Annotated in this window: 20 protein-coding genes; 15 read left to right on the top strand and 5 right to left on the bottom strand. The window is 30.5% G+C overall.

The window, feature by feature from the left end; translation table 11 throughout:
- Positions 1 to 7: 7 nt before the first annotated feature.
- A complete protein-coding gene (locus ACLII3_RS10960; protein WP_412984276.1) occupies positions 8 to 1,339 on the bottom strand; it encodes an aspartyl protease family protein in 1,332 nt (443 codons plus the stop codon).
- Between the two features lie 125 nt (positions 1,340 to 1,464).
- On the opposite strand from ACLII3_RS10960, the gene ACLII3_RS10955 reads away from it, so the two are divergent.
- Genes ACLII3_RS10955 through ACLII3_RS10940 form a run of 4 tightly spaced genes read left to right on the top strand, consistent with a single transcriptional unit; the run spans position 1,465 to position 5,032 of the window.
- Entirely contained in the window at positions 1,465 to 2,655 is a 1,191-nt protein-coding gene (locus ACLII3_RS10955; protein ID WP_412984275.1) for a pyridoxal phosphate-dependent aminotransferase, read from the top strand.
- Positions 2,655 to 3,668 carry a UDP-N-acetylmuramate dehydrogenase gene (gene murB, locus ACLII3_RS10950; protein ID WP_412984274.1) on the top strand — a complete coding sequence of 338 codons (1,014 nt, stop codon included), beginning with the start codon at positions 2,655 to 2,657 and terminating at the stop codon, positions 3,666 to 3,668. Before ACLII3_RS10955 ends, murB begins: the two co-directional genes overlap by 1 nt.
- Positions 3,669 to 3,710: 42 nt before the next feature.
- Positions 3,711 to 4,241, top strand: a complete 531-nt coding sequence (locus ACLII3_RS10945) for an RNA polymerase sigma factor (RefSeq protein ID WP_412984273.1) — start codon at positions 3,711 to 3,713, stop codon at positions 4,239 to 4,241.
- Between the two features lie 11 nt (positions 4,242 to 4,252).
- Positions 4,253 to 5,032 carry an anti-sigma factor domain-containing protein gene (locus ACLII3_RS10940; RefSeq protein WP_412984272.1) on the top strand — a complete coding sequence of 260 codons (780 nt, stop codon included), beginning with the start codon at positions 4,253 to 4,255 and terminating at the stop codon, positions 5,030 to 5,032.
- 64 nt (positions 5,033 to 5,096) lie between these two features.
- Here ACLII3_RS10940 and aqpZ read toward each other — a convergent pair whose 3' ends face one another.
- Positions 5,097 to 5,783, bottom strand: a complete 687-nt coding sequence (gene aqpZ, locus ACLII3_RS10935; protein ID WP_412984271.1) for an aquaporin Z — start codon at positions 5,781 to 5,783, stop codon at positions 5,097 to 5,099.
- Between the two features lie 171 nt (positions 5,784 to 5,954).
- On the opposite strand from aqpZ, the gene ACLII3_RS10930 reads away from it, so the two are divergent.
- The 7 genes from ACLII3_RS10930 to ACLII3_RS10900 all read left to right on the top strand — a co-directional run bounded on the left by ACLII3_RS10930 (position 5,955) and on the right by ACLII3_RS10900 (position 13,268).
- The gene (locus ACLII3_RS10930; protein ID WP_412984270.1) at positions 5,955 to 6,158 is read left to right on the top strand and encodes a membrane or secreted protein; all 204 of its coding nucleotides are present in this window, start codon (positions 5,955 to 5,957) and stop codon (positions 6,156 to 6,158) included.
- 85 nt (positions 6,159 to 6,243) lie between these two features.
- Positions 6,244 to 7,278 carry a glycosyltransferase gene (locus tag ACLII3_RS10925; RefSeq protein WP_412984269.1) on the top strand — a complete coding sequence of 345 codons (1,035 nt, stop codon included), beginning with the start codon at positions 6,244 to 6,246 and terminating at the stop codon, positions 7,276 to 7,278.
- The gene (locus ACLII3_RS10920; RefSeq protein WP_412984268.1) at positions 7,269 to 7,820 is read left to right on the top strand and encodes an RNA polymerase sigma factor; all 552 of its coding nucleotides are present in this window, start codon (positions 7,269 to 7,271) and stop codon (positions 7,818 to 7,820) included. Before ACLII3_RS10925 ends, ACLII3_RS10920 begins: the two co-directional genes overlap by 10 nt.
- Positions 7,817 to 9,031 (top strand): Nramp family divalent metal transporter, encoded by a 1,215-nt coding sequence (locus tag ACLII3_RS10915; RefSeq protein ID WP_412984267.1) that lies wholly within the window; start codon positions 7,817 to 7,819, stop codon positions 9,029 to 9,031. The genes ACLII3_RS10920 and ACLII3_RS10915 overlap by 4 nt, the downstream gene beginning before the upstream one ends.
- Positions 9,032 to 9,078: 47 nt before the next feature.
- A complete protein-coding gene (gene lipA, locus ACLII3_RS10910) occupies positions 9,079 to 9,957 on the top strand; it encodes a lipoyl synthase (protein ID WP_412984266.1) in 879 nt (292 codons plus the stop codon).
- 1 nt (position 9,958) lies between these two features.
- Complete coding sequence (gene gap / locus ACLII3_RS10905; RefSeq protein ID WP_412984265.1) at positions 9,959 to 10,948, top strand: type I glyceraldehyde-3-phosphate dehydrogenase; 990 nt, start codon at positions 9,959 to 9,961, stop codon at positions 10,946 to 10,948.
- Between the two features lie 91 nt (positions 10,949 to 11,039).
- The gene (locus ACLII3_RS10900) at positions 11,040 to 13,268 is read left to right on the top strand and encodes an ATP-binding protein (protein ID WP_412984264.1); all 2,229 of its coding nucleotides are present in this window, start codon (positions 11,040 to 11,042) and stop codon (positions 13,266 to 13,268) included.
- Here ACLII3_RS10900 and lpxK read toward each other — a convergent pair.
- Positions 13,255 to 14,271 (bottom strand): tetraacyldisaccharide 4'-kinase, encoded by a 1,017-nt coding sequence (lpxK, locus tag ACLII3_RS10895; protein WP_412984263.1) that lies wholly within the window; start codon positions 14,269 to 14,271, stop codon positions 13,255 to 13,257. The genes ACLII3_RS10900 and lpxK overlap by 14 nt on opposite strands.
- Before the next feature lie 142 nt (positions 14,272 to 14,413).
- Between lpxK and ACLII3_RS10890 the strand changes: the two genes are divergently transcribed.
- From ACLII3_RS10890 to msrA, 3 genes are all read left to right on the top strand, one after another.
- Positions 14,414 to 15,508, top strand: a complete 1,095-nt coding sequence (locus ACLII3_RS10890) for a Nif3-like dinuclear metal center hexameric protein (protein ID WP_412984262.1) — start codon at positions 14,414 to 14,416, stop codon at positions 15,506 to 15,508.
- 2 nt (positions 15,509 to 15,510) lie between these two features.
- The gene (locus tag ACLII3_RS10885) at positions 15,511 to 16,290 is read left to right on the top strand and encodes a zinc ribbon domain-containing protein (protein ID WP_412984261.1); all 780 of its coding nucleotides are present in this window, start codon (positions 15,511 to 15,513) and stop codon (positions 16,288 to 16,290) included.
- A 118-nt stretch (positions 16,291 to 16,408) separates the two neighbouring features.
- Positions 16,409 to 17,074 (top strand): peptide-methionine (S)-S-oxide reductase MsrA, encoded by a 666-nt coding sequence (gene msrA, locus ACLII3_RS10880; RefSeq protein ID WP_412984260.1) that lies wholly within the window; start codon positions 16,409 to 16,411, stop codon positions 17,072 to 17,074.
- Here msrA and ACLII3_RS10875 read toward each other — a convergent pair.
- Entirely contained in the window at positions 17,071 to 17,871 is an 801-nt protein-coding gene (locus ACLII3_RS10875) for a class I SAM-dependent methyltransferase (RefSeq protein ID WP_412984259.1), read from the bottom strand. The genes msrA and ACLII3_RS10875 overlap by 4 nt on opposite strands.
- Positions 17,872 to 17,951: 80 nt before the next feature.
- Here ACLII3_RS10875 and ACLII3_RS10870 point away from each other — a divergent pair, with 80 nt between their 5' ends.
- The gene (locus ACLII3_RS10870; protein WP_412984258.1) at positions 17,952 to 18,608 is read left to right on the top strand and encodes a hypothetical protein; all 657 of its coding nucleotides are present in this window, start codon (positions 17,952 to 17,954) and stop codon (positions 18,606 to 18,608) included.
- Here ACLII3_RS10870 and ACLII3_RS10865 read toward each other — a convergent pair.
- Entirely contained in the window at positions 18,605 to 19,375 is a 771-nt protein-coding gene (locus tag ACLII3_RS10865; RefSeq protein ID WP_412984257.1) for an IclR family transcriptional regulator, read from the bottom strand. The two genes, ACLII3_RS10870 and ACLII3_RS10865, sit on opposite strands and share 4 nt — an antisense overlap.
- Between the last annotated feature and the right edge of the window lie 78 nt (positions 19,376 to 19,453).

The raw sequence follows: 19,453 nt of genomic DNA, 5'->3' as shown, positions 1-19,453 counted from the left end.
GTCTTTTTTATTTTAATAGGCTTTCTAACCTAAAAAATATGACTTTTTTAACTCCTTTACGTTCTACTAACAATTTTAGTCGCTTTCCATCTTCTTCATAAAAAAATTGGATTACCTCTTGTAAACTAAACAAATGTGTACTCTTATTATTAATAGCCAAAACCACATCTCCTATTTCTAACCCAGCTCTTTTTGCTGGTGAGTTCTCTCTCAGCTCTACAACAGTAAAAGCTGGAGCTAATGAAAATTTATAAGAAGTCGAAATTACAACTCTAGCTTCATTTCTATTAGAATTATCCATTCCTGATTCAAGTTTTTGAACATTATTTTGTTCTTTTACAACTCTGACTCCTGAATGTTCAAGTGTAATACCACTTTTATTATACATAAAAGGCTTACCGTAATTATTATTCTTTTTTAAACTTATCTTTTTCTTAGGGTAATTCAAAACTACATTAAATCTCTTCAAAATTTCTCCAGATAAACTACCATTCCTATCCTTAATCTTTTTAGCATAAGAAATTGAAGTAGAATCAGGAAATGCAACATTTACTCTTTTTAAATCAAAATCGCTAAAACTAACTTTATCAATTACCGAACGTTTACCATAAACACTACCACTCAACCCTTGCCCTAAAAAATCTACAAAAAACTTTTCAGGAACTGTTATATTATTCTCTTTATCTTCAAAAAGCCACAAAGCATCACTTCCTCCAGAATCAATTAATAACTTTACTGGAGTCTTATTCCCATTAATAGTAACCTCTCCCATCATATAGGGCTTATTATGATGAAACTCTAAATCAAACGACGAACACTTTTTACAATCTTTTTCTGAATATTTATTTGGAGGAATAATTTTAAGAAAATTTCTTGAATAGTTAACCTCAACAACAAAGTCCTTTAAAAAATCATAACCTATTATTCCGTGAATTGGCACACCTAATCTTGGTGCAAAATTTAAAGAAGGGTCAAAAACAGCAAATAAATCTTGATCTACATTAATAGCATCTCCAATTTTAACTACATTGTTTCTAGAACGCAAAGCCTCCATTGGCTCTCCCTCTCCTAATCCTCTTATATAAATTAATTCGGTTTGATTAATCTTTAATTCTTCAGTGAGATTTAAAAAATTAAAAATAATAGGTTTTGTAACTCCTGTATCTAAAAGAAAGGATAATTCTACTCCATTAATTTCTACTGGAATTACTATTAAATTATTGATTAACTTAAAGCTTATCTTATCCTCTTTTCCTTTCTGAAGTACAAAATTACCCTGAGCACTAAGCTTGAATAACAAGGAAAAACAAAAGAAGATGAACAATAGGTTTCTTTTCATAGACAAGTATTAAATGACGTCTATCTACAATTTACAAATGTTTTCCCTAAATAATCTTTAAAGCCCTTTATTTTAAAAAAACTTTAAGATAAATTTGCACTCTTTAGTAATTAATCATATCAATTATGCCATTAGTATCAAGTAAAGGAAAATCAATGCCACAATCTCCAATTAGAAAATTGGTACCATTTGCTGAAGACGCAAAAAAAAGAGGTACAAAAGTTTTTCATTTAAATATTGGACAACCAGATATTAAAACTCCAAAAATTGCTTTAGACGCTGTAAAAAACAACACATTAGAAGTAGTTGCTTATAGTAGATCTGAAGGATCTGAAGAATATAGAGTTAAGCTAGCAAAATATTATTCTGACCATAAAATTAATGTTGATGCTAAGGACATTATTGTAACTACTGGAGGTAGTGAAGCATTATTATTCACCTTTGGTAGTATTATGGATGCTGAAGATGAAATTATCATCCCAGAACCTTTCTATGCTAATTACAATGGTTTTTCAATTGCACAAAGCGTAAAAGTTGTTCCTGTAGTTTCAAAAATTGAAAACAATTTTGCATTACCTCCAATTGAGGAATTTGAAAAATTGATTACTCCTAAAACAAAAGCAATTCTTATTTGTAACCCAGGAAACCCAACTGGTTATTTATACAGTAAAGAGGAAATCAAACAGTTAGCAGAAATTGTTAAGAAACATGATTTATTTTTAATTGCTGATGAAGTATATAGAGAATTTGCTTACGATGGCACAGAGCATTATTCAATCATGCAAGAAGCTGGTTTAGAAGATCATGCTATTATGATAGATTCTGTTTCTAAAAGATACAGCATGTGTGGTGCAAGAATTGGTTGTATTGTAACTAAAAATGAGGATGTAATCCAAACAGCATTAAAGTTTGCTCAAGCACGTTTATCGCCTCCTACTTATGCTCAAATTGCATGTGAAGCTGCATTAGACACACCAGAAAGCTACTTTACAGAAGTTATAAACGAATATGTAGAAAGAAGAAATGTACTTATTGATGAACTTCAAAAAATTGAAGGTGTAACAGTCGCAAAACCAAAAGGTGCATTTTACTGCATAGCTGAATTACCTGTTGAAAATGCTGATGATTTTGCACAATGGTTATTAGAAAAGTTTCACTTAAATAATGAAACTATTATGATTGCACCTGCAGCAGGATTTTATTCTACTGAAGGATTAGGAAAAAACCAAGTTAGGATTGCTTACGTACTTAAAAAAGAAGACTTAATTACATCAGTAAATATTTTAAAAGAAGCTTTAAAACAATATAACGCTTAATGACCATTCTAAAAGACGTTTCTTTAAAACCTTATAACACATTTGGAATAGATGTAAAAGCATCTCATTTCATATCGACTGAAAACATAGATGATTTAAGAAACGTTTTGTCAAGTAAAGAATATCCTAATAAGTTTATTCTTGGAGGTGGAAGTAATATGCTTCTAACTAAAGATATTAACGCCTTAGTTATTCATGTTAACTTAAAAGGCATCGAAATTCTTTCTAAAGAGGATAATCAGGTTACTATAAAAGCCTCAGCCGGCGAAAACTGGCACGATTTTGTGCTTTGGTGTTTACAAAACAACTTTGGTGGCTTAGAAAACATGTCACTTATTCCTGGTAACGTAGGTACTGCTCCTATTCAAAACATTGGAGCATATGGTGTTGAGCTTAAAGATAGTTTTGTTTCCTGTGAAACCATTCATATAGATAACTTAACAACACGCACCTTTACTAAAGAAGATTGCAATTTCGGTTATAGGAATTCAGTTTTTAAACAAGATTTAAAAGGACAATACATTATTACAAGCGTTACTTTTAAGTTGTCAACGACTAATCATAACTTAAAAACAAATTATGGAGCAATCACTAACGAATTAGAATCCTTAAAAGTTAGTAAGCCTACTATTCAAGATATTTCAAAAGCTGTTATTAATATTAGATCTAGTAAGCTTCCTGACCCAAAACTAATTGGTAACAGTGGTAGTTTTTTTAAAAATCCAGTTATAAAAACTGAACATTTTAATAAACTAAAAGAGAACTTTCCAGAAATTCCAAGTTATCCGGCGTCAGAAAAACTTGTAAAAGTTCCAGCAGGTTGGCTAATTGAAAAGGCAGGATTTAAAGGAAAAACCTTTAACAATTATGGTGTACACAAAAATCAAGCTTTAGTTTTGGTTAACTATGGAGGTGCTAATGGAAATGATATTTTAAACCTCTCTAAGCTCATTCAAAATACCATTCAAAAACTTTTTGGCATAAATTTAGAAGCAGAAGTAAATATTATTTAAAAAAATAATTCGTTAATTAGTCAAATAACTAAAATTGAAAAATTGATTTCTAAACTAGAACTTCATATTACCAATTTATTAAAAAAAGGCGATCAAAGGGCAATTCCTCTTATTTATGAGAATTACTCTAGCTCTTTATTTGGCGTCATTAATAAAGTTTTAAATAATGAAGCTTTATCTGAAGATGTTTTGCAAGAAACATTAATCAAAGTTTGGAAAAATGCTCAAAAATACGATTCTAGTAAAGCAAAACTCTTTACTTGGCTCTATAGAATTGCTCGCAACACAGCTATTGATAAACTAAGGAGTCATAAGAAAAAATTCGAAAAAGAAATCCAAATCGATAATTCTAACGTATATAAATTACCAACATTCGGATTAAATCAAGATACAATTGATTTGAAAAAGCATGTTGAAACCCTAGAGACAAAGTACCAAATTGTGTTAAATGCACTTTATTTTGAAGGTATGACACAACAAGAAGCTAGTGAAGAACTAGATATTCCGTTAGGCACTGTAAAATCTAGATTAAAAATTGGGTTACGTGAACTTAAAAAAATATATAACCCATAAAATGTACAGTCATGAATAAAGAAATACAAGATTTTTTAGAATCTGGATTATTAGACAAGTACTTAATTGGAGACACAACAATTACAGAAACTCAAACTGTAGAAAGGTATATTTCTAAGTATCCAGAGATTGAAATGGAATACGAAATTCTTCAATCACAATTAGAAATTAATGCTAGAGCTAACGCTAAAAAAGCTCCTAGCTATATTTTAAGTTCTGTAATGGATGCCATTGAAGAAAAGCCAGTAATTCAGTTACAACAAAAACCTAGAGTACCTCGCTGGTTAACTATTGCTGCCTGTATAGCTGCATTAGTTTTTGCTGGAACTTCTTTCACTTTTTACAATCAAAATAAATCGCTAGTAGATGAAAACAACACCATAGCTGATGAAATTTTTGATTTAAGAGATGATATTGAAGACAATAATAACAAGTTAGATGAAGTAATGAAACAACTTCAAAAACTTAACAATCCTGAAACTCAAAAATATGTTTTAAGAGGTAACGAAAGAGCAAAAGATTTAAAAACTGTAGCTTATATTAATCCAGTTGATAAGTCTTCGTTAATCGATGTAATTTCTCTACCAAAACTATCTGATGAGCAATACTACAAAATGTGGGCTCATGTAAATAATCAAATGGTTGACTTAGGAGTTATAGACGAAACTAACAATGAGTTAAAATCTGTTCCTTATATTGAAGATGCGCTTAGTTTAAGTATCACTATCGAATCTAAAGATGGTTCTTCTGATAGTGAAGTTGCTCAGATTAAACTAGAAAATCAAGATTAAAACAATTATATATAAACCAAAAGGCTCGCACATTGCGAGCCTTTTTTATTTTAAAAAGATGTATTTATTCTTTATCAAATAATGCTTTATGTATAAATCCAGCAACAATTGCACCTGCAATTGGCGCTACCCAAAACAACCATAATTGTCCTGTATAATCTCCTCCAGCAAATAATGCCTGACTTGTTGATCTAGCTGGATTTACAGAAGTATTTGTAATAGGAATACTAATTAAATGAATAAGTGTTAACCCTAAACCAATAGCTATTGGAGCAAATCCTTTTGGAGCTCTATCATTTGTACTGCCTAAAATAATTAACAAGAAAAATGCTGTTAATAAAAATTCAGCTACTAAAGCAGAAGTCATAGAGTAACCATCTGGAGATAATGAATCATAACCATTAGCAGCAAATCCACCAATACTTACAAAATCAGTTTTTCCAGTCACTATTAGATATAAGGCACCAGCTGCTACCATAGCACCAACTAATTGTGCTATTATATATCCAGGTAATGATTTACCTTCAAACTTTCCTCCAGCCCAAAGACCTAAGGATACTGCAGGATTAAAATGTCCTCCAGAAATATGTCCAACAGCATAAGCCATGGTTAAAACTGTCAAACCAAATGCCAAAGACACTCCTACAAAACCAATTCCTAAATCTGGATAACCAGCAGCAAAAATTGCACTTCCACAACCTCCAAATACTAGCCAAAATGTTCCAAAAAACTCTGCGAATAATTTTTTCATGTTTTAAATTTTTATCAGTTAGTTACTACAAAATATGAATAATTATTTATATGACACTCAAATACTTATAAAGTCACTAGCTATTTAACAATAAAGATTCAAGTCTAATTTTAGAAAAAACAGTCTTATTAAATATTACAAAACACGTATCTTTGCAAAAAGATTTTTTAAATGAAATTACTACTCATAACTTTAGCACTATTAGGTTTAGCTATAGCAGGAATTGCCATTAAAATTTGGGCAAAAAAAGATGGTAAATTTGCTGGTACATGTGCAAGTCAAAATCCTGTACTTAATAAAGAAGGTGAAGCTTGTGGTTTTTGTGGAAAAACTCCAGACCAATTTAGTGACTGTAATGAACCTCAACATTCTTAAGTAACATAGTCTAGTGCTGGATATATTATTCTATTCTTTTGTTATTATTATTATAATTCAGTCTATTTATTATGGATTGATATTTATGCAATTTGCTTTTGCTAAAAGCAAGTCTACTTCTTCTAAAAACATCTCAATTTCAGTTATAGTATGCGCTAAAAATGAAGCTGAAAATCTTAAAAAATTTCTGCCATCAATAATCAATCAAGATTACGAGAAATTTGAAGTTGTATTGATTAATGATGCTTCAAGTGACGACACTTTGGATGTTATGAAAACATTCGAAGAACAGCATAATAACATAAAAATTGTTGATGTAGAAAACAATGAAGCTTTTTGGGGAAATAAAAAATACGCGCTTACTTTAGGAATTAAAGCAGCATCCCATAATTTTTTATTATTTACTGATGCCGACTGCAAACCAGTTTCTAATCAATGGATTAAAGAAATGAGCAGTCAATTCAACAATGAAAAAACAGTAGTTATAGGATATGGAGCATATAAAAAGAAAAAGTTTAACCTGTTAAATGCATTGATTAGATTTGAAACTATTTTCACTGCAATTCAATATTTTTCATATACTAAAATTGGCATGCCTTATATGGCTGTTGGCAGAAACCTAGCGTATAGAAGAGAAGAATTTTTTAACGCTAATGGTTTTATGAGTCATATGCAAATTCGCTCTGGAGATGATGACCTATTTGTAAACCAAGTCGCCAATAAAAGCAATACAGCTTTATGCTTTTCAAAAGACAGCTTTACTGAGTCAATTCCCGAAACAAACTTTAAGAATTGGTTCAACCAAAAAAGAAGACACATATCTACAGCAAATCATTATAAACCTATTCATAAAACAGTATTAGGCTTATTTTACATATCACAATTACTGTTTTGGATTACTTCTATTATTCTTTTAGTCTTACTTTTTAGATGGGAAATAGTTGTTAGTCTTATCGCCTTTAGGTTTGTATTACAATATATTAGCTTTGGTTTGTCTGCAAAAAAACTTGATGATACAAAACTTATATATACACTACCATTTCTAGAATTATTTTTAATTGTCTCACAATTCTTTATATTTATCTCAAATCTCACTTCTAAAACACATCATTGGAGATAAAAGAAGCCATTAAAAAAGCAAAAGAAAACAACCAAATTGCTTTCAATTTTTTGTTAGACAATTTCTGGAATGATGTTTATGGCTTTTTATTAAAGCGTACAGAAAATGAAAATGATGCCGAAGATATCACTATTCAAACATTCTCAAGAGCTTTTGATAAAATAGATTCTTATAAAGAAAAGTACAAGTTTAAAACTTGGCTAATAACCATTGCTAAAAATATTCATGTTGACTTTTTAAGAAAAAAGAAAACGTCCATTTCTCATGAAACAACTGAAGAACATGAAGAACGTGTTTATGGTATTATTGACGAATCTCCTTCCCCTGAAGATAAAATTATTACTGAGCAAAATTTAGCTAAACTCTTAAAGGACATAAAAAAATTAAAACCGCATTATCAAGAAGTTATTAATTTAAGGTATTTCCGTGAACTTACTTATGATGAAATTTCTAAAGAAGTTGGAGAACCAATGAATAATATAAAAGTTAAATTACTTAGGGCTAAGAAACTACTAGCTGAGATTATATTAAATAGAAAATGAAAATAAGCCTAAAAAAGCTTGGTCCTGGTTTATTATTTGCTGGAGCAGCAATAGGTGTTTCTCATCTTGTACAATCAACTAGAGCTGGAGCCGATTTTGGATTAGGATTAATTTGGGCATTACTTATTATCCATTTATTTAAATATCCTTTTTTTCAATTTGGACCTCGATATGCGACAGCTACAGGTGAAAGTTTATTAGATGGTTATAAAAAACTTGGAAAAGGTGTATTAGTTTTATACTACATCATCACATTTGCCACAATGTTTACCATTCAAACTGCAGTAACTATAGTAACTGCTGGCTTAGCAACATCACTTTTTGGAGACTTTGTTAGCATTGAAGTATGGACCATTATTATACTCTCTATTTGTACTGTTTTATTACTAATTGGTAAGTACAAGTTATTAGATAACCTTATGAAAATAATAATCGTCATTTTAACTATTAGCACTTTAGCAGCTGTTATAATGGCATTTACAAATAATACTCATGGTATTTCTTTTACTCAAGTATTACCACAAAACAGCATTGAAATAGCTTTTTTAATTGCTTTCATGGGTTGGATGCCAGCACCATTAGATATTTCTATTTGGCATTCACTTTGGGCTATTGAAAAGAAAAAAGATCTAAATGAGTTTAACCCAAAATCAGCTTTATTCGACTTTAATATAGGCTATTTCAGTACTATTATCTTAGGTATTGGCTTTGTGTTATTGGGTACTCTAATTATGTTTAATAGCAATGAAACCTTTAGTTCATCAGCTGGTAAATTCTCTATTCAACTTATAGATATGTACACAACCAGTCTTGGTAATTGGGCATATTTAATAATAGGAGTTGCTGCATTTACAGCTATGTTTAGCACAACACTAACCACATTAGATGCTTCACCTAGAGCTATGCACAAAACCACCAACTTATTATTTGGCAAAAATTTAAACAAGGGCTATTTAACCTGGTTAATTATACTTGTAGTTGGAACTATTAGTATTTACTTTTTATTTTTATCTGAAATGGGAACACTTATTAAGATAGCAACAATATTATCTTTTCTTACAGCTCCTTTCTATGCCATTGCTAATTACGCATTAATTAGCAGCAAACATACACCAAAAAACTGGAGGCCTTCAAAAAGCATGCATGTATTGAGTTGGCTAGGGATTATTTTTTTAATTGGTTTTAGTATTTGGTATCTAACCACTTTATAACTTTTTTAAGAGAATACTTCTTATCTTTGCTAACTGAAATTTATTAGATGGAAATAAAGCCCACACAAAATGCAGTTGTTGAACGTAAACCAAAACCAAAATGGTTACGCGTAAAACTACCTACAGGAAAAAAATATACTGAACTACGTGGTTTAGTAGATAAATATAAATTAAACACTATTTGTACTTCTGGAAGTTGTCCAAATATGGGTGAATGTTGGGGAGAAGGAACTGCAACATTTATGATTTTAGGTAATATCTGTACACGCTCTTGTGGTTTTTGCGGTGTTAAAACAGGTAGACCAGAATCGGTTGATTGGGATGAACCAGAAAAAGTAGCACGCTCAATTAAATTAATGAAAATTAAGCATGCTGTACTTACTAGTGTTGATAGAGACGACCTTAAAGATATGGGAAGTATAATGTGGGCAGAAACAGTAAAAGCTGTTCGTAGAATGAACCCTGAAACAACGCTGGAAACACTAATACCTGATTTTCAAGGTATAGAACAACACATTGATAGAATTATTGAGGTCGCTCCAGAAGTTGTATCTCACAATATGGAAACTGTAAGACGTTTAACAAGAGAAGTTAGAATTCAAGCTAAATATGACAGAAGTTTAGGTGTTTTAAAATACTTAAAAGATCAAGGGCAGCGAAGAACAAAAACTGGAATCATGTTAGGTCTTGGTGAAACTCGAGAAGAAGTAATTGAAACATTACATGATTTAAAAGAAGTAAATGTAGATGTTGTAACCATTGGTCAATACTTACAACCAAGTAAAAAGCATTTACCTGTTCAACAATTCATTACTCCTGACCAATTTAAAGAGTACGAAGAAATAGGAAAAAGTTTAGGTTTCCGTCATGTAGAAAGTAGTGCTTTAGTAAGATCTTCTTATCGCGCTCAAAAACATATTCTTTAATATGGTAAATGTTGCCATAAACGGTTTTGGTAGAATAGGAAGACGTGTTTTTAGATTACTACAAGAACACAACAAGATTCAAGTAGTTGCTATAAATGATTTAGCAGATAGCAAAACGCTTAGCCATTTATTAAAATACGACAGTATTCACGGTGTTTTAAATAATAATGTATCTTATAATGAATCAAATATTATTATAGATGATATAAAGGTTCCTCTAATAAATATAGACCATCCAAAGAATATAAACTGGAAACCTTACAATGTAGATATTGTTATTGAGTGTTCTGGAAAGTTTAAAACAACTACCGATTTAGACTACCATATTCAAAATGGAGCTTCAAAAGTAATTTTAAGTGTTCCGCCATTAGAAGACTCAATAAAAACAATTGTTTTAGGTGTTAACGAACACATATTAGATGGTTCAGAAACTATAATTTCTAACGCATCTTGTACAACAAATAACGCAGCTCCAATGATGGAGATTATTAATTCACTTTGCGGCATTGATCAGGCTTATATTACTACAGTACATTCGTATACCACAGATCAAAGTTTGCACGATCAACCTCATAGAGATTTAAGACGTGCTCGTGCTGCTGGACAATCCATAGTACCAACTACTACAGGAGCAGCTAAAGCATTAACAAAAATTTTTCCAGAACTTTCTTCAACCATTGGTGGTTGTGGTATAAGAGTTCCTGTTGCTAATGGCTCTCTTACAGACATTACATTTAACGTAAAAAGAAATGTGACTGTTAAAGAAATCAATAATGCTTTTAAAATAGCCTCGGAAACAAAATATAAACATATTTTAGAATATACTGAAGATCCTATTGTATCTATAGATATTGTAGGAAACTCTCATTCTTGTATTTTCGATGCTCAAATGACATCAGTAATTGGGAACATGGTAAAAATTATTGGATGGTATGATAATGAAACAGGTTATTCAAGTAGAATTATTGATTTAATTCACAAATTATCATAGCTAAAAAACATCTACGAAATACATAAAAATCAAAAAAAAGTGCATTTTATCGATTAAATTGTTATATTTACCGATGAAAATTGACTTTAAAATGTCCCGAATCAAATATTACATATTTGTTTTTTTGGTCTTAATTGCTTCACGAACATTCCCTCAAAACTCCATTGAAGGTGATGTAACTTTGGAGGAAAATAAGATAACTGTACATATAGAAAATGCCGAATCAGAAGCTAAAAAAGGCAACTATTATGATGCTATTGATGCTTTAAAGAAAGCGCTACTTACAGCAGAATCAATACAGAACAAAAAACAACAAGGAATAATACTATCTAAAATAGCGAGTCATCAATATAATATTGGAGATGTTAACAATGCTAACTCTAACATTACAAAGGCTATAAATGTTCAAAGTGAGATAGATGATAAAGTCAACCTTTCAATCTCAAGATATACCAAAGGACTTGTTTATCTATATCAAAAAGACTACTCTAATGCTTTAGATTATTTTAAATCTGCTAGGAATATATTTGAAGAAGAAGAGCTTAACGATTTAATTGCCGAAGTAACATTAAGTCAAGCCGAAGTAAATATTGGTTTAAAAAACTTCTCTGAAGCAAAATCATTATTAGAAAAGACTATTATTCTTTCAAAAAAAAATGAGTTAACAAAACTTGAAAGTAAAGCCTTATTAAAAAGCGCATATATAGCCTTAGAAGAAAACAACTTAGACAAAGCGCTTTCACTTGCAATAGAAGGCACAAAATTAGCTCAAGAAGCTAATACATTAGAAATATTGAGTGCAAGTTATGAGTTACAGAGCACTATTTACTCTAAAAAAGGAAATTACAAACTAGCTAATGATAACTTAAAACTATTTATTAAAGCTAAGGATTCTATTATAGAGTTCAATAATGTTCACCTTTCACTTGACAAAAAAGCAAAATCTATTATTGAAGATAAAGATGCAGTGATTAAACATCAAGAGGAAGAATTAAATCAAAAAAATGAAGATTCTAACTTAAGTAGATTAACCACTATTTTAAGTGTGGCTTTAATTACCATATTATCACTTCTTACCTTATCTCTTTATAAAAACAATAACATTAGGTTAAAAACCAACAATATGTTATATCGTAAAAATGAGGAGCTGTTAACAGAAAAAGAAAGAGCAGAAATTGCAGCTAAAACAAAAGCAAATTTCTTATCAACAGTAACGCACGAGTTAAGAACACCTCTTTATGCTGTTACAGGATTAACAAATATGCTTTTAGAAGAAAATCCAAAACCAGAACAAATGCAGCACTTAAAGTCGTTAAAATTTTCTGGAGATTACCTTCTAACCTTTATTAATGACATCTTACAAATAAATAAGATTGAAGCAAACAAAGTTGAATTAGATCCTGAAATTTTCAACTTTAAAAACAAAGTAGAAAACGTTATTGCTGCTCTTAACAATTCAGCATTAGATAATAATATTACTATTCATTTTGAATACGACAAAAACCTTCCAGAAACTTTTAATGGAGACCAGTTAAAAATATCGCAAATACTAATCAACTTAATTGGTAACTCTATTAAGTTTACTAAAGATGGTGACATTTGGGTAAGAGTAACCAAACTCGATAAGAAGAATAAAAACTATTCTGTTAGACTTGAAGTTGAAGATAATGGTATCGGAATCACTAAGGAAAAACAAGATAACATGTTTGAAAGTTTTTCTCAAGGCTCAGTTCAAATTAACCGAAAATACGGAGGTACTGGTTTAGGTCTTTCTATTGTAAAAGGACTAGTAGATATTTTAAAAGGTAAGATTTACTTAAAAAGCGAACTAGGACAAGGTACCTCTTTCTTTATTGAAATTCCTTTACAAGAAGCTGAAGAAGTAAAAGAAGTAAAGAAAAAGAATTACGCTAAAGATATTAGTGAGTTAGACTTAAGCAATGTTAAAGTATTAGTTGTAGAAGACAATAAAATTAACCAAATGATTACCAAGAAAATCCTAACTAAAATGAATTTAGCTTGTGATTTAATTGATAATGGTGAAGATGCTGTTGAAATGGTTAAAGAAAACAACTACGAAATAGTATTAATGGATATTCACATGCCAGGAATTAGTGGTCTAGAAGCAACTAAACGAATTAGAAGCTTTGATAAAGAACAAACCATTTTTGCTTTAACTGCCGTAACTTTAGAAGATAAAATGCACGAATTTGACGAAGCTGGTTTTGACGATATCATCTCTAAACCATTTAAACAGGAAGATTTCGAGAAGAAGTTATACTCTGCCTTAACTAAAAGCACCTCTTCTACTTCTGTTTAATAGCAGTTTTCACATATTCCAAAAGCAAACTATCAAACTCCTCTGAATTTTCTATTTTAGATTCAATAGGCAAGTAATACAGGTTATCATTTAAATGATGTTCCAACCTTGTATAATCCTTTTCAGTAGTTAATATCAACGATTTAGATTTAAGCATTTCTATTTCGCTATCACTAAAAGCATGATGATCCTTAAAATTAAGGTGCTCAAATTTTAAATTTAACTGCCTCAAATAATCAAGTAAAGGCTTTGGGTTTGCTATTCCTGTAACAAGTGTAAATGGTTTTTCTTTCAAGCTTAACAACTCTAATGATTTACCTTCTGATAAAATAGTATTTGAATAATCTATTTTACTAAAAAACACCTTCTGATTATTAAGCGGTTTTATCTTAGATATAATACGTTCATGTTCTACTTCCTCTAAAGTCTCAGGACATTTAGTAACAATAATAACATTTGCTCTTTTTGCTCCAGCTCTTGGTTCACGTAAATTTCCAGTAGGCAAAACAATATCATTTGTAAACAAATTATCATAGGTAGTAAGCATAATATAAAACCCTGCTTTCACTTTCCTATGTTGGTAAGCATCATCCAACAATACAACTTCTGGAGCAGTTCTTAACTGCATTAAATTTGAAATTCCCTCTTGCCTATTTGCATCTACACTTACAATAATGTCTTTAAACTTTTGATGAAATTGAAATGGCTCGTCTCCTAGCAATTCTACTGTAGTATTTTCATCAGCTATTTGAAACCCTTTAGATGTTCGTTTATAGCCTCTACTTAACGTCGCCAACCTATAATCATCTTTTAATAACCGAATCAAATATTCAATCATTGGTGATTTTCCAGTACCTCCAACACTTAAATTACCTACACAAATCACAGGAAAATCATACGACTTTGATTCATAAACATCCCAATCAAATAATTTATTTCTTAGCCATGTCACTAAAAAATAAAAAGGTACTACAGGAAATAATAAGATTCTTAATAATTTCAAGATTGCTATATAAAACAGGTTACTAATTTTAAAAATCGAAGATAATGATAATTTAAATGACTAAACTTTTTAATCAATAATTAAAACAATAAATGCAATCACTAAAGCTAATTATTTATATTTGATGTTAAACAAAATTAATATGATTGTACAGGATGTCATAAATCATTTAGAAGCTCTATCACCTCTAGCTTATGCTGAAGGTTTTGATAATGTTGGTTTACTTGTAGGAAATAAAAAAGCAAACGTTACTGGTGTATTAGTAACTCTAGATACTTTAGAAACTGTTCTAGACGAAGCTATAGAAGAAAATTGCAATATGATTGTAAGTTTTCATCCAATAGTTTTTAAAGGCTTAAAAAAACTTACAGGAAAAACCTATGTTGAGCGTGTGGTAATGAAAGCAATTAAACATGATATAGCCATATTTGCAATACATACAGCTTTAGATAATTCACTTCATGGTGTTAATGATATGATTTGCGAAAAATTAAACCTTGTAAATCGTAAAATATTAATACCACAAGCCGAAACTATAAAAAAATTAACTACATATGCTCCTAAAAACGAAGCTCAAGAGCTAAGAGATGTATTATTTAGTGCAGGTGCTGGTAATATTGGAAACTATGACAACTGTAGTTTTAACACAGAAGGTATTGGCACCTACAAAGGCAACGAAAACTCTAATCCAACTATTGGAGAAAGAGGCGTTACACATACTGAAGAAGAAACAAAAATTACAGTAACCTTTGCTAAACATTTAGAATCTAAAATTCTAAAAACATTATTTGAAACACACTCTTACGAAGAAGTTGCTTATGAGGTTATTACTATAGAAAACAAAAACCAGCATATTGGTATGGGAATGATTGGAAAATTAGAAACTCCAATGGATGAAATAGACTTTTTAAAGCAATTAAAAATTAATATGAATACAGAATGTATTAGACATTCTCAATTATTAAATAAAAAAGTAAAAAAAGTTGCTGTGTTAGGAGGCTCAGGAAGTTTTGCAATTGGCGCAGCCAAAGCTGCTGGTGCAGACGTATTTATAACTGCAGACATGAAATATCACGATTTTTTTACTGCAGAAAACTCCATTTTACTGGCAGATATTGGGCATTATGAAAGCGAACAATACACAAAAAATCTTTTAGTAGCTTATCTTACAAAAAAAATTCCTAATTTTGCAATCATTTTATCAAAGACAAACACCAATCCTGTAAAGTATTTATAAGCATGGCTAAAAAGAAAGAAGTTACTGTAGAAGAACGATTAAGAGCGCTATACGATTTACAATTAATTGATTCTCGTGTAGACGAAATTAGAAATGTAAGAGGAGAGCTTCCTTTAGAAGTACGTGATTTAGAAGACGAAGTTGAAGGTTTAAAAACTAGATTACAAAAACTTGATGATAGTTTAGTTGACCTTGACGAGCAAATTAAATCAAAAAAGAATTTAATTGAAGAAGCAAAAGCTTTAATTAAAAAATATACAGAGCAACAAAAAAATGTTAGAAATAACAGAGAATATAATTCTTTAACTAAAGAAGTTGAATTCCAAGATTTAGAAATTCAATTAGCTGAAAAGCACATTAAAGAATTCAAAGCTCAAATAGAGCAAAAAAATGAAGTTATTTCTGAAACTAAAGGACGTTTAAAAGAGCGTGAAGATCACTTAAAGCACAAAAAAGGTGAATTAAATGATATCTTAGCTGAAACTGAAAAAGAAGAAGAAGCGCTTTTAGCTAAATCTGAAGACTACAAGAAAACTATTGAAGAGCGTTTAGTTATTGCTTACAATAGAATTCGTCAAAATGTAAAAAACGGATTAGCTGTTGTACCAATTGAAAGAGGTGCATCAGGAGGTTCTTTCTTTACAATTCCACCACAAGTTCAAGCTGAAATTGCTTCACGTAAAAAAATCATTACTGATGAACATAGTGGTCGTATCCTTGTTGATTCTGCTTTAGCTGCAGAGCAAAAAGAAAAAATGGAAAAAATGTTTGCTAAACTTTAATTAGCAACTCAATAATATTCAAAGCCTTTACAATTTGTAAAGGCTTTTTTATTTAAAATAATTATACTCAGTTAAGTTTTTAAATTTTATACGACATAATAGAAAACAAAAAATAATTATGAAGCGCATACAAACATTCACATTCTTAACTTTAATAGCCTTTTTATTTAGCTGCCAAAATCAAGCACAAGTAAATACTAAACAACAAGCAGTTATTAATGCAAGTCCTATTGAAGTACCTTTAGATAATGGCTTAGCCAAAGCTTATTTTGCTAGTGGTTGTTTTTGGTGTGTAGAAGCTATTTACGAAAGTGTAAAAGGTGTTACAGAAGTTTACAATGGCTATTCTGGCGGTTACACTAATAACCCAACTTATGAACTTAGTAATACAGGAAGAACTGGTCATGCCGAAGCTGTAGAGGTAATTTACGATCCAAAAATTGTGAGCTTTAAATCTTTAGTCGATGTCTATTTTGGCTCACAAAATATTGAACAAGTAAATGGTCAAGGACCAGATAATGGTTCACAATATCGCTCCATAATCTTTTTTCAAAATGACGCTCAAAAACAAATTATTTTAGAAAAAATAAAAGCGTTAGAAACTCAAGAAAATATTAGTGTTGCTGCCGAAGTATATCCCTTTCAAAAATTTTGGTTAGGTGAAGACTATCATCAAAACTACGAACGTTTACATCCAAATCATCCATATATTAGACGTATATCAATCCCAAGACTACGTAAATTTCAGAATAAATTTCCGCATCTACTTAAAAGCACACACTAAACTTTTTTAGTCGCTTTTAAAGTAAAAATCAAAGGATACAATTTATCCCTTGTAGCATACATACCAGATTTGGTCAACTCCAAATCTGGTAACACGTTATAAGGACTTTCATCATGTTCTGTTAAGTACTCAATATGTAAACCAGCTTCAGTAAGTGCTGACACCACTTCTCCAATTCCGTGATTCCAACCATATTCCTTACTTTTCATACTTGAAGACTCATCTGCATAAGTACCATCATACTCTTCATAAATCACATCTTCTTGCATGTAACCATATTTTAAAACCGGTGGATTTTGTAAATAATCAAACATCCAAACTATTGGATGAAATTCCGCCATATAAAACGTCCCTCCTGCTTGCAAACGTTCAGCTATCATCTTTCCCCAAGGTTTTAAATCTGGCAACCAACCAATCACACCATAGCTTGTAAAAACTATGTCAAATTGTTTCTTTACATAATTAGATGTATCTAAGACATTACAACAAATAAACTCTGCATCTAACTTTAATTCATCATTAAGCTGTCTAGCCATTTTAACTCCTTCATCACTTAAATCTACTCCTGTACATTTAGCCCCTAACCTACTCCAGCTTAATGTATCTTGTCCGAAATGGCATTGTAAGTGCAACAAAGATTTATCCTTAACATCACCTAAAGCGTCTAACTCATAAGTCATTAAAGATGTTTTACCTCCTTTAAAAGCTTCCAAGTCATACATCTCACTTCTTGCATGCACTTTCACTTTTTCATTCCAGGTAGCTTTGTTTGTTTCAAAATACTTTTGATTACTCATTAGTCCTAATTTTTCTTCAATATAAAAACATCTTTCTCAATTTACCTAAAGGTTTACTATTTTTGAAAAAAAAATAGGCTATGAAAAATCTGTTATTCTTCTTTTTAACATTCTTAATTCTTAATTCTTGTCAGAAAGAAAACACAACTAAAAATAGTATTGCTCTTAAAATTGCACACGCTCATGGTTTTGAAAACTGGGATAATGTAACCTCATTTGCTTTTACTTTTGGCGGAGATATTAAAACACCTAATAGCGGTCGCGCTTGGATCTGGAAACCTAAAACTGATGATATACAATTAATTTATAAAGAAGACACCATTAATTTTAATAGAAACAAATTAGACTCAACATCCATAAAGTATGACAAAGCATTTATAAATGATAAATTTTGGGCATTAATTCCATTTCAATTAGTATGGGATTCAAAAGCTATTATTTCAACTCCAGTTTTAGAAAAATCACCAATTAAAGGAGATAAACTCAATAGAATAACTATCGTTTATCCTAACCTTGGCGGCTACACACCTGGTGATGCTTATGATATATTTTACAGTGATGATTTTATTATCCGAGAATGGAATTATAGAAAAGTAAATGATCCCGAACCTTCACTTACAAATACTTTTGAAGACTATAAAGATTTTGGAAGTATAAAAATTGCACAATCACATAAACAAAAAGGTGGCCAATGGAATTTACTACTTAGAGATATTAATATTGAATTTGAAGATTAATTAAAATCTATCAATTGAGACTCTAATTGTTTTGAACCTCTAAAAAGTATATCTAAATAATCGTTAACCTTCTCTTGTTTAAACCTACTTGAAGGTCCAGAAGCACTTATGGCAGCAATTACTTCACCTTGCGGATTAAACACTGGAATCGCTATACATATAAGACCTAATTCCAATTCTTCCATATCTAAAGCGTAACGTTGTGCTTTAATTTTTTTCAACTCATTTCTCAAGGCTTCCTCATCTACCTTAGTAAAGGTAGTTCGCGGAACTAATTCTATAGTTTTAAAATACACTTGCAACTCTGCTTCACTCATATAAGCCAATAACACTTTCCCTAAAGCCGAACAATATGCATCTTGATACGAGCCTATTTGCGTACTAACCTTTAAGCCTAAAGGACTTTCAGCCTTGTTTAAATAAAGTACTTTTTGATTTTCCAAAACACCAAAATGTATAGTCTCTGTAATTTCTTTTGCAATATTCTCTAATGGTAAACTAGACATATACCTCAAAGATTTATAAATAGAAACCTCATTTCCTAATTCAAATAATTTAAGCCCTAAAATATACTTATCGTCTTTATCCTTTTGTACAGCACCCAAGTATTCCAGAGTACGTAATAATCTAAAAGTGGTTGTTTTATTATAACCTATTCGTTTGGCTAGTTCACTAACGCCCCATTTTTTTTGCTCGCTTGTAAAAACTTCCAAAATTGAAAATGCTTTCACAACAGACATATTTAAATCTTTAGTAACTTCGGTCATATTTCATTTTTAAGAATCATATAGTATAATTTCTATATGATGTTTCAAAAATAATACTTAAATTTGAAACAGCGTTTC

Origin of the sequence: Pontimicrobium sp. IMCC45349 (genome assembly GCF_047219225.1) — a bacterium.
In the GTDB taxonomy this organism is placed as follows: Bacteria; Bacteroidota; Bacteroidia; order Flavobacteriales; family Flavobacteriaceae; genus IMCC45349.
This window is presented reverse-complemented; position numbering and strand designations above follow the sequence as displayed.